Source organism: Rhodococcus spelaei, assembly GCF_006704125.1.
GTDB lineage: Bacteria > Actinomycetota > Actinomycetes > Mycobacteriales > Mycobacteriaceae > Rhodococcus_G > Rhodococcus_G spelaei.
The window spans coordinates 581,874-592,903 of the sequence record NZ_VIGH01000002.1; the positions used below are offsets into that span (position 1 = coordinate 581,874).

The window sequence follows — 11,030 nt, forward strand, 5'->3', positions numbered from 1 at the left end:
AACTTGTTATACCGGCACACCGGAGCGAAAGTTTGAGAACCGGCGAGTAGTTACCCGGCAGCTTTCAGCGTGGACCTGATGCCGCGAAAGGGCTGAGACACAGGCAATTCCGCGGTAGTGTGCATCCCTTCACGCGAACGAGGACGGGGCAATCGCCGCAAATGCGACGATTGCCCCGTGCGGTTCACACGCCTCAGGTGCGGCTAGTGGAGATCGTTGGCGACGATGTTCGCGATGTTGCGTTCGGCCAGTGCGGTGATGGTGACGAACGGGTTGACGCCGACGTTGCCGGGCACCAACGAGCCGTCCATCACGTACATGCCCGGGTACCCGTTGAGGCGGCCGTAGTTGTCGGTGGCCTTGTTCAGTACCGCGCCGCCGAGCGGGTGGTAGGTCAGGCCGTCGTTCCAGACCTTGTTGCTGCCGAACATGTCGGAGCGGTAGACCGTGACCTCCTTCTTGTTGATCTTGTCGAACACCACCTTGGCCAGGTCGATCGACTTCTGGGCCTGCGCCTGGGTCCAGGACAGCCCGACCTGCCCGGTGCTCGAATTGAACTGGAACTGAGCACGTTCGGGGTTCTTGGTGATCGCCAGGTACAGGCTGATCCACAGTTCGGCACCTGCCGGGAACGGTGCGATCTCCGCGAACACCCCGTTGGTGTCCCAGGCGTCGATGCCCATCGTCGGGATCGACGACTGCTTGCTGCCGGTGGCATCCCACGCATGGTTCGCGCGTGCGACCATCACGTTGCCGTTGGTGCCCCACTCCTGCCCGACCGCACCGGCCAGGTTCGGCAGGTGGCCCTGCGCCTTCATCGAGACCAGCAGCTTGCTGGTGCCGACGCTGCCCGCGGCGAAGAACACCTTGTCCGCGATGACGGTCTTGGTGGCGACGATGTTGCCCTGCTCGTCGATCTGTTCGATCTCGACGCCGTAGCCGGAGCCCGGCGCGGGTGCAACCTTCGTCACTCGGTGCAGTGGGCTGATCGTGACCTTGCCGGTGGCCGTGGCCTGCGCGAGGTAGGTCTTGGGCAGTGACTTCTTGCCATGATGGTTGCCGAAGATGACCTCCCCGTCGAGCGCCGACTTCGGGACCGCGCCGGCCTCTTCCTGCTTCATGTAGTCGAAGTCGTAGACGTTGGGCACGAACGTCGTCTTGAAGCCGGACCGCTCGGCGACCTTGCGCCCGACCCGGGAGAACTTGTAGTAGTCGGTGGACTCGAACCACGCCTGGTCGATGTTGGTGACGCCGAGGGTGGCGTTGGCTCGCGGGTAGAAGGTGTTGTACATCTCGTTGGCATCGACCGAGGGCAGGATCTGCTCGAACCACGACCGCTTAGGGGTGACCGCCATGCCACCGTTGACCAGGGACCCACCGCCGACGCCGCGGCCCTGGTAGACGTTGATGGCGCCCATGTTCTCGGCGTCGAGGATGCCGGCGTACTTGTCGATGTCCTTGTCGATCGAGGCGCCCAGGAAGTTCGAGACGGGCTGCTTCGTCCGGTTCCTCAGCCAGTAGCCCCGCTTGTCAGGACTGGCCGTGGCGGTGAAGATCTTGCCGTCCGAACCGGGAGTGGTCCAGTCCCGGCCCATCTCGACGATGTGGGAGTCGATGCCCGCCTGCGCCAGACGCAGCGCGGTGACGGAGCCACCGTAGCCACTGCCGATGATCAGGGCCGGCACCCGATCCCCGGTGTTGAGTGCGCGGCGCGGCGCGGCGGCCGCGCTGACCCAGGAGGAGGACAGAGCCACGGCGCCTGCCGCGATTCCCGTGGCCGCAATGAACCTTCGGCGGGAGAGCTGGGAACTCGACGGAACGGCGGATCCTCGTGACATTCGGTATTCGCTCAACGGAACCTCTCTGTTTCACGGCGGAAAAGTCGAACTCGTTATACAGCCGTGACAGTGCGTTTCGTCCCCTTACCGACGGGTAGTTAATGTCTGTCAAACAAATGACACATCTTCAGGCAAAATCGTTGTGCCCAAGCGCTTTACCCGGTACCGTCGTCTCCCGAAATCGGGCATCCGACACAAAACGGTGCCCCTCGCCCGGCAGGAAGCCGACTCGAGGGGCACCGTTTTCACGATACGAAATGCCTGTGATCAGATGCTGATGCGTCCCTCGACGGCGGCGAGGCCGATGTCGGTGCGAAAGTGCCCGCCGGGCAGTCGGATCGCGTCGAGCTTCGCGTAGGCGTCCGCCCGCGCGGAGGTCAGGTCGGCTCCGGTGCCGACGACGCTGAGCACCCGCCCGCCGGACGAGAGGACCGTCCCGTCCTCGCTCAGCGCGGTGCCGGCGTGCAGCACCCCGTCCGCGTCGGCGCCGGTGATCTTGTCGCCCGTGCGCGGAGTGCTCGGGTAGTTCTCGGCGGCCAGCACGACCGTCACCGCGGCGCCGTCGGCCCAGCGCAGTGGCGCCACGTCGGAAAGGGTGCCGGTCGCGGTGGCGTAGAGCAGTTCGCCCAACGGCGACTCGAGCAGTGCGAGCACCGCCTGAGTCTCGGGATCGCCGAAGCGGCAGTTGAACTCGACGACGGCCGGACCCTGGGCGCCCATCGCGAGGCCGGCGTACAGCAGACCGGAGAAGCCACTGCCACGCTTGACCAGTTCCGCCGCGACCGGCTCGACGACGTCCTCGACGATCCGGGTCACGGCCTCGTCGGGCAACCACGGCAGCGGGGTGTAGGCACCCATGCCGCCGGTGTTCGGCCCGGTGTCGCCGTCGCCCACCCGCTTGTGGTCCTGGGCGGGCAGCAGCGGGACCACGGTTTCGCCGTCGACGAGACAGAACAGCGAGACCTCGGGTCCGTCGAGGAAGGACTCGAGCAGCACCGGGTGCCCGGTCTCGAGCAGCTCCGCGGCATGCTCGCGGGCGGCGTCGCGGTCCGTGGTGACCACCACGCCCTTGCCTGCGGCGAGGCCGTCGTCCTTGACCACCCAGTTCGGCCCGAAGCGGTCGAGGGCCTCGTCGAGCTTGGCCGGGTTGTCGACGACCTCGCTGTGCGCGGTGCGCACGCCCGCCGCGGCCATCACGTCCTTCGCGAACGCCTTCGACCCCTCGATCCGGGCCGCCGCGGCGGACGGTCCGAAGCACGCGATCCCTGCCTCGCGCACGGCATCGGCGACGCCGACCACGAGCGGCACCTCGGGCCCGATCACCACCAGGTCGGCGGCGACCTCCTTCGCGAGCGCCACCACCGCGTCGCCCGACGCGACGTCGACGGGGTGCCGGTCTGCGATCTTCGCGGTCCCGGCATTGCCGGGCGCGCAGATCAGCGCCGTCACGCTCGGGTCGCGACCGAGGGCGAGGAGCAGGGCATGTTCACGGGCACCAGAGCCGATAACGAGTACGCGCACGGGCCTCAGACTACGTTCCGGCCTGCACCCGAGGCGAGGTCAGGTCGTACAACGTGACCCCGCCGACAGTGCTGGAGGTGAAGTTCTCGGTCACCCAGGTCGAGATCGACGAGCCCGTGCCCGACCCACCCATGCCGCCGCCCATACCGCCGCCCATACCGCCGCCGGCGATGAAGTAGTGGATCTTGCCTGCGTCGACGTACTGCTGGAACTGTTCCAGGGTCGGCGAGGGGTCGCTGCCGTTGAAGCCGCCGATCGGCATCACCGGCTTCTCGGTGGCCAGCTGGTAGCCCGATGCGCTGTTGGACCCGATGGCCGCCGCCACCCACGTGTAGCGGTCCGCGCCGGAGGCGAGCAGCGCGGTCAACTCGGGGCTCGGGGTGCTCCCGTTGAGCAGTCCGCCGGCGCCGCCGCCGAAGCCACCCGGTGTCTCGGCCGCGCCCATGCCCATGCCCATGCCCATGCCCATACTCATGCCGTCCGATGGCTGGCCGGGGACGCCTGCCGTCGCGCCCGCCCCGTCCGAACGCGTGCCGCCAGGTAGCCTGCCGGCCGTTCCGCCGGGCATCTGGCCCCCGGGCACACCCGGACGCATGCCCGCGAAGTCCCAGCGGCCACCCGGGCCGCCGCGGCCACCGAACATGCCGCCGCCGGTGTTCGGCCCGGCCGAGACGATCGAGCCCTGGTGCGGGGTCGCCACGGTGTCCACCGCGTAGGCGGTCGGTCCCGCCAGTCCCGCGACGACCGCCGCCAGGGCCACCACCGCCGCCAGCCAGCCGGTCAGCCGCGGCACCAACAGGGCGAGTCCGGTGACCACCCCGACCACCAGGACCACCCACCGCAGCCACGGCACGAACGAGTCACTGCGGCCGAGCAGTTGCCACGACCAGCCGGCCGTCACGAGCATGGTCACCGCGAGGACGCCCCGCACCCAGGGATTCTCGCGGCGCCGCCACCCCGATACCGCACCGGCGCCGACCAGCGCACCGATCATCGGGGCCAGCGCCACCGTGTAGTAGGCGTGGAAGATGCCGGCCATGAAGCTGAAGACAAGGCCGGTGGTGAGCAGCCAGCTGCCGAAGAGCACGAGCGTCGCGCGCTTCGAGTCGATTCGAGCAACCCTGCCGCGCAGCACGATTCCGAGGACGCCGAGGATCAGGGCCGCGGGAATCAGCCAGGCGATCTGGCCGCCCTGCGCGGAGTCGAACATGCGGGTGATGCCGGTGCTCCCCCACATGCCTCCGCCACCGCCGGGACCCCCGGGCGGCATGCCTCCCGGCATGGCGGCACCCGGGGTGGCCCCGCCCGCGGTCGCCTCGGCCATGGCACCGAACGAGCGCCCGCCACCCCCGACGCTGCCGCGCTCGTTGCCGTTGAGCCGGCCGAGCCCGTTGTAGCCGAGGGTCAGTTCCAGGATCGAGTTCTCCTGCGAGCCACCGATCCACGGCCGCGAGCTCGCCGGCCACAGCTCGACCGCCAGCAGCCACCAGCCCGCGGCGACGACCATCGCGGCCAGCGCCGCGAACAGCTGCGCGATCCGCTTGCCGAGCTTCGGCGGTCCGAACAGCAGGTACGTCAGCGCGAGCGGCGGTACCACCAGCATCACCTGTAGCTGCTTGGTCAGGAAGCCGAGCCCGACGAAGACGCCGGTCAGCACCAGCCAGCGGGTGCGTCCGTCCTCGATGCCGCGCAGCAGCGCCCACGCCGCGGCGAGGGTCAGCAGTACCAGCAGCGCGTCGGGGTTGTTGAAGCGGAACATCAGCACTGCCACCGGCGTCAACGCGAGTACAGCACCGCCGAGCAGTCCGGCGACCGCGCCGAAGTACCGTCGGACCGTCGCCCACAGCAGCGCGACCGACGCCACACCCATCAGGGCCTGAGGCACCAGGATCGCCCAGGAGCTGAGTCCGAAGGCCCGCACCGACAGCGACATCAGCCACAGCGAGGCGGGCGGCTTGTCCACCGTGATCGAGTTCGCGGCGTCGGAGGACCCGAAGAAGAACGCCTTCCACGACACCGAACCCGCCTGCACCGCAGCGGAATAGAAGGAGTTCGCCCAGCCTGAGGCGCCGAGGCCCCACAGGTAGGCGACCGCGGTGCCGATCAGCAGGACGGCGACCGCCCACGGCTCCCAGTTCCGGCGCGTCGGCATCTCCGATTCGGTCGGGGCGACCGGTGCGGCGGGACCGGGATTCGCCGCGTCGGTATCGATCTCGGCCGTGGTCACAGGTCAACTCCCTTGTCGTGATTGCGGAACACCCATCGCAGGGCAATGAAACGGGTCAGCGTGGCAACGAGGTTGGCGATCACCAGCACCGCCAGCTCGAGGTGCTTGGAGGCGTCGGGCAGCGTCCGGTGCAGCACGAACAGCGACCCACTCGTCAGCAGCAGGCCGATCGCGAACACCGCCAGACCCTGCAGCTGGTGCTTGGCGGCACCCTCCGGGCCGCGGACGCCGAACGTGAAGGCCCGGTTCGCGGCGGTGTTGAAGATCGCGGTCACGAGCAGCGCGACGAAGTTGGCTGCCTGCGCACCGAAGACGGAGTGCAGCAGCAGGTACAGCAGCGCGTAGGCGATCGTGGACGTCACACCGATCACCGCGAACCGGACCAGTTGGCCGACCATGCCGTGCGGCACCCCAGGCACCAGCGGTTCCCGTCCGAGGCTGGTCCGCAGCGCGGCGACCGGCAGCGAGCCGGTGGCAAGCGCGCGTCCCACCCGGACCACTCCCTTGAGATCCGCGACAGCGGTGGAGACGATGTCCACCGTGCTGTCGGGGTCGTCGACCCAGTCCACCGGCACCTCGTGGATCCGCAGCCCGACCCGCTCGGCGAGCACCAACAGTTCGGTGTCGAAGAACCAGCCGGTGTCCTCGACGAGCGGCAGCAGCTGTCGGGCGACGTCCGTGCGCATCGCCTTGAAACCGCACTGGGCGTCGGAGAATTTCGCACGCAGCGCGCCACGCAGGATCAGGTTGTAGCAGCGGGAGATGACCTCCCGCTTGGGTCCGCGCACGACCCGCGAAGAGCGCGTGAGCCGGGAGCCGATCGCGACGTCGGAGTGTCCGGACACGAGCGGGGCCACCAACGGCAGCAACGCGTTGAGGTCGGTGGACAGGTCCACGTCCATGTACGCCACGACCTGTGCGTCCGACGCGCTCCACACGGTATGCAGGGCGCGCCCACGGCCCTTCTCGTCGAGGTGCACCACTCGGACCGACTCGAACTCCTCCGCCAGCCTGTTCGCCACCGCGAGGGTGGCGTCGGTGCTGGCGTTGTCCGCCACGGTGATCCGGCTCGGATAGGGGACGGATCCGTCGAGGTGCTCGCGCAGCCTGCGCACGCAGCGCTCGAGGTCGCGCTCCTCGTTGTAGACCGGGATCACCACGTCCAGGGTCACGGTCGCGGTGTCGCGGGGCGCAGCGGTATCGGGGCGCACCGCGTCGCCGCCGACTAGCGAGTTCGTCATGCCATCACACTGTCGCCCGAACCTGCACCCTCCCTGGAGTGCGGCTGGCAACTTCCTGTGGGCGCGGGCGTCTCCACCACCCAAGCAATGTGATCTACCTCACACAGCGACCGCGATGAGTGCCAGGCCCGATCGCCGTCTACCTTGCTGAACTCACCGCACGGTGACGACAGAGTTCGACGAAAGGTCCCAGATCATGGAATCCATCACCACCCCAGCCGGTATCACGCTCGCCTTCGATCGCCGTGTCGGTGGCGATGCCGGAACCGTAATTCTCGTCGGCGGCGCATTCAGCTACCGCAACTTCCCGAAGATGGTGGAGCTGGCCCAGAAACTGGCCGATGAATACCGTCTCACCGTCATCAACTACGACCGTCGTGGCCGGGGCGACAGCAGCGATTCGCCGGGCGTGTACGACGTCGAGAACGAAATCGACGATATCGCCGCACTGGTCGAGGCCACCGGTGGGTCCGCCGCATTGTTCGGCTGGTCCTCCGGCGCGGGACTCGCCCTGCTCGCAGCCGCCTCGGGCCGGGTACCCGGTATCACAAAGGTGATCGCCTTCGAGCCACCGTTCGTCGTGAATCACGAGAACTTCGTTCCCCCTGCGAATCTCCATGTGACGCTACATAAGCTGATTGCCGAGGACCGCCGCGGCGAGGTCGTGAAGTTCTACATGACCCACGCCATGGGTATGCCCCGCTCCTTCGTCGCCGTCATGCCGTTCACGCCGTTCTGGAAGAGCCTGAAGGCGACAGCCCCTGCGACAGCACATGATTGGGCCGTCATGGCCGATTACATGGGCGGCGAACCGCTGCGCGCGGCGGACTGGTCCGGCATCACCGTGCCGACCCTGGTCATCTCCGGCGGCAAGAGCGGCGATCTGCTGCGCACCGCCGCTCGCGCGATCACCGCGGCACTGCCCAACGCTCAGCACGTGGAACCGGCCAAGCTGAGCCACAACCCGAACATCGCGCTCCTCACCCCGCCGGCCGGAGACTTCCTCACCGGTACAACCGAGTGCATCAGCTGATCCACCGTCCACCCACACCCCACCACACCCTCAGGAGAACTCCGATGCCCGAAATCACCGCAGGCCTGTTCATTTCGCTCGACGGCATCGTTGGAGAGCCTCAGGACTGGCACTTCCCCTACTTCAACGACGAGATGGGCGCGGCCGTCGGCGCACAGCTCGCGTCGGCCGACACCCTGCTACTCGGCCGCGAGACCTACGACAGCTTCGCCGGGGCCTGGCCGGAGCGGGAGGCTGCGGGCGGCGAGGATGCCGACATGGCCAAGGCCCTCGGCGATGCCCGCAAGATCGTCGTATCCCGTCAGGAGCTCGAATTCACCTGGCGCAACTCCGAACAGCTGCAGGGTGATCTGGTGGAAGCCGTCACCGAACTCAAGCAGCAACCGGGCGCGACGAGTGTCGCCATGAGTGGCTCCCCGTCGGTCGTCCGGCAACTTCTGGAAGCCGGGCTCATCGACGAACTGCATCTGCTCGTGCACCCCATCGCACTGCGCAGCGGCAAGCGACTGTTCGACGAGGGCGCGCCGATCCCACTGCGCCTCATCTCCGCCCAGACGTTCACCACCGGGGTGTTGCACCTGGTCTACACCTCCGTCGAGGCCGCCGGCTCCGTCGGCTACGACGACGCCAAAGTGCACCTGCAGCGGGCAGACCACACATCGGGCGTCGCCGAATCGGGTCACCCGGCATAATCGGGCGCATGGCATCCGTGTTCAGCATGATCATCGCCGGCGACCTGCCGGGCCGGTTCGTCTGGGAGGACGAGGACGTCGTCGCCTTCTTGACCATCAACCCGATCACCCAGGGGCACACCCTGGTGGTCCCGCGCACCGAGATCGACCAGTGGCAGGACCTCGACGGCGAGGTGCTCGCCAAGTGCACGCGGGTCGCGCAGATCATCGGGCAGGCGGTCCGCAAGGGCTTCGACGCCCCGCGGGCCGGACTGCTGATCGCCGGACTGGAGGTGCCGCACCTGCACCTGCACGTCTTCCCGGCGTTCAGCCTCGGCGACTTCAACATCTCCGGCGCCGACCCGAACCCGTCGCCCGAATCCCTCGACGCGGCGCAGGCCACCGTCAAGGCCACGCTGCGCGAACTCGGCCACGGCGCCAACGTCCCCGCCTGACGCACCCCTACCCTCGACCCGAGTGAACGGAACGTTCACGCGATCTGGTCGACCGGATGTTCCGTTCACTCGACGCAACGCAGGCCCCCACGCACTGATCAGTTCGCGGGGGTCCGTGTCCGTCGATGTCCCGCTTACCGGGACTTGGCTCCCACTCGAGCCAAACAAACGCTTGGTTGTTAGGTGACGGTCGAGACCTCTCGACCCTCCGCCGTCTGCGGACCGCGTACGCACCCGACGACCAGGAGGAACCGTGACCCCAACGGGCCCAGATCCCGCCGCCTGCCGAGCCGACGACGTCCACGCGATCGAGCGCGTCTTCGCGGGGCGACTCCGGTGCATGGACACCAAGCAGTGGGACCAGTACGCCTCGTTCCACACCGACGACATCGTCAGCGAGACCTGGGGCGGGCTCCCGGACGACAAGCAGCCCAGCACCGACGGCGAGTCGAACCGGGTCGTCGGCGGAGTCGCCCTCACCCGCGCGATCAGCCGACTCCTCGACGGCCCGGTCCCGGTCACGACCGTCCACCACGGGCACTGCCCGGAGATCACCCTGACCTCGCCGACCACCGCGACCGGTATCTGGTCGATGGAGGACAAGCTCTGGTGGTCCGACGGCGACACCGAGCACCACCTCCACGGCTACGGCCACTACCACGAGCACTACCGCAAAGTGGACGGGCAGTGGTTGATCAGTTACCGCAAGCTGACCCGCCTGCGCGTCGACGCGACGCCCGGCTTCTGGTCCTTCCTGAAGGAGTTGTGAGCACCACCGTGACCACCACCGAATCCCCGCTTCTGCGTCCGCTTCGCATCCGCGGCCTCGAACTGCCCAACCGCATCGTCATGTCGCCGATGACCCGCACCTTCTCCCCCGGCGGGGTCCCGACCGAGGACGTCGCGCAGTACTACCGGCGCCGGGCCGAGGGCGGCACCGGACTGATCGTCACCGAGGGCGTCGGGATCGACCACCCCAGCGCGATCGATCACCCCGACGTGCCGAACCTGCACGACCCGGCCGCCCGGGAGGCGTGGCGCCGCGTCGTGGGCCAGGTACACGAGGCCGGTGGAAAGATCGCACCGCAGCTCTGGCACGTCGGGCCGCTGTTCGGTGCAATGCGCACCGTCGAGGACGTGACGCCGATGCGGCCGTCCGGGGTGTGGGGAGAGCCCGGCGTCACCTCGTACCCGCAGGAGTACGTCGAGCGCGCCGTCGTCCCGACCGCGGCGATGACCGAGTCCGACATCGCCGACGTGATCGCCGCCTACGCCGACGCGGCCCGCACGTCCGCCGAGATCGGCTTCGACGCGATCGCGATCCACGGCGGCCACGGCTACCTGCTCGACTCGTTCCTCTGGGCCTCGACCAACCTGCGCGACGACGCGTGGGGCGGAGACATGCTGCGGCGCACCGCCTTCCCCGCCGCGGTGGTCCGGGCGATCCGTGAGGCGATCGGCGACGACCTGCCGATCATCTACCGGTTCTCCCAGCACAAGCAGCAGGACTTTTCTGCGCGAACCGCGGAGACGCCGGAGGAACTGGGCATCGTCCTCGGTGCACTCGTCGACGCCGGTGTGGACGTGCTCGACGCCAGCTCGCGCCGCTTCGACGCCCCCGCATTCGACGGCAGCGACCTCTCGCTCGCCGGCTGGGCCAAGAAGACCACCGGCGCGATCGCGATGGGCGTGGGCTGCGTCGGACTCGGCAAGTCACTGCGCGACGGCCGGCTCGCCGGCCCTACGGTCGAGTCGGTGGACAACATCGCCGACCTCGAGCAGCGGCTCGCCACAGGCGAATTCGACCTGGCAGCCATCGGTCGCCTGCACCTGGCCGACCCGCGCATCGCGGAGACGCTGCGCGAGCGCCGCCCCCTGCCCGAGTTCGACCGCCGCATCCACGAGACGGTCCTGACCTAGGTGTACTGCCCAGGGACGTTGGTCAATCGGCTGAAGGGAACGTTCCTACCGATGGCGGAGTGTTGCCGGTGGTGATTGTAGGTGTGTAGCCATCCCGACAACGCGCTCCGTCGGGCTTGTTCTG

The 11,030-nt window shown here is 68.4% G+C and carries 9 protein-coding genes and 1 pseudogene; 5 read left to right on the forward strand and 5 right to left on the reverse strand.

Annotated elements, in window-relative coordinates:
- Positions 1–203: 203 nt before the first annotated feature.
- The 4 genes from FK531_RS06605 to FK531_RS06620 all read right to left on the reverse strand — a co-directional run bounded on the left by FK531_RS06605 (position 204) and on the right by FK531_RS06620 (position 6,827).
- A complete protein-coding gene (locus tag FK531_RS06605; protein ID WP_494338126.1) occupies positions 204–1,754 on the reverse strand; it encodes a GMC family oxidoreductase N-terminal domain-containing protein in 1,551 nt (516 codons plus the stop codon).
- A gap of 351 nt (positions 1,755–2,105) precedes the next feature.
- On the reverse strand, positions 2,106–3,359 hold the full coding sequence (gene purD, locus FK531_RS06610) for a phosphoribosylamine--glycine ligase (RefSeq protein ID WP_142096550.1): 1,254 nt from the start codon (positions 3,357–3,359) through the stop codon (positions 2,106–2,108).
- 10 nt (positions 3,360–3,369) lie between these two features.
- Positions 3,370–5,511, reverse strand: coding sequence for a glycosyltransferase family 39 protein (locus FK531_RS06615; RefSeq protein ID WP_142096744.1), 2,142 nt, complete (start codon positions 5,509–5,511; stop codon positions 3,370–3,372).
- Positions 5,512–5,582: 71 nt separating this feature from the next.
- A complete protein-coding gene (locus FK531_RS06620; RefSeq protein ID WP_142096552.1) occupies positions 5,583–6,827 on the reverse strand; it encodes a bifunctional glycosyltransferase family 2/GtrA family protein in 1,245 nt (414 codons plus the stop codon).
- Between the two features lie 196 nt (positions 6,828–7,023).
- Between FK531_RS06620 and FK531_RS06625 the strand changes: the two genes are divergently transcribed.
- The 5 genes from FK531_RS06625 (at position 7,024) to FK531_RS06645 (ending at position 10,906) form a co-directional block, all read left to right on the forward strand.
- Positions 7,024–7,860: an alpha/beta fold hydrolase gene (locus FK531_RS06625; protein WP_142096555.1), complete on the forward strand. Its 837-nt coding sequence runs from the start codon at positions 7,024–7,026 to the stop codon at positions 7,858–7,860.
- A gap of 44 nt (positions 7,861–7,904) precedes the next feature.
- Positions 7,905–8,552: a dihydrofolate reductase family protein gene (locus FK531_RS06630; protein ID WP_142096558.1), complete on the forward strand. Its 648-nt coding sequence runs from the start codon at positions 7,905–7,907 to the stop codon at positions 8,550–8,552.
- Positions 8,553–8,560: 8 nt separating this feature from the next.
- On the forward strand, positions 8,561–8,986 hold the full coding sequence (locus FK531_RS06635; protein ID WP_142096561.1) for an HIT family protein: 426 nt from the start codon (positions 8,561–8,563) through the stop codon (positions 8,984–8,986).
- A gap of 253 nt (positions 8,987–9,239) precedes the next feature.
- Entirely contained in the window at positions 9,240–9,755 is a 516-nt protein-coding gene (locus FK531_RS06640) for a nuclear transport factor 2 family protein (protein ID WP_142096564.1), read from the forward strand.
- Complete coding sequence (locus tag FK531_RS06645) at positions 9,752–10,906, forward strand: oxidoreductase (RefSeq protein WP_290367602.1); 1,155 nt, start codon at positions 9,752–9,754, stop codon at positions 10,904–10,906. The genes FK531_RS06640 and FK531_RS06645 overlap by 4 nt, the downstream gene beginning before the upstream one ends.
- Here the strand turns inward: FK531_RS06645 and FK531_RS06650 are convergent.
- Positions 10,903–11,030: pseudogene (locus FK531_RS06650) on the reverse strand (IS481 family transposase); the annotation flags it as partial. The gene FK531_RS06645 and the pseudogene FK531_RS06650 sit on opposite strands and share 4 nt — an antisense overlap.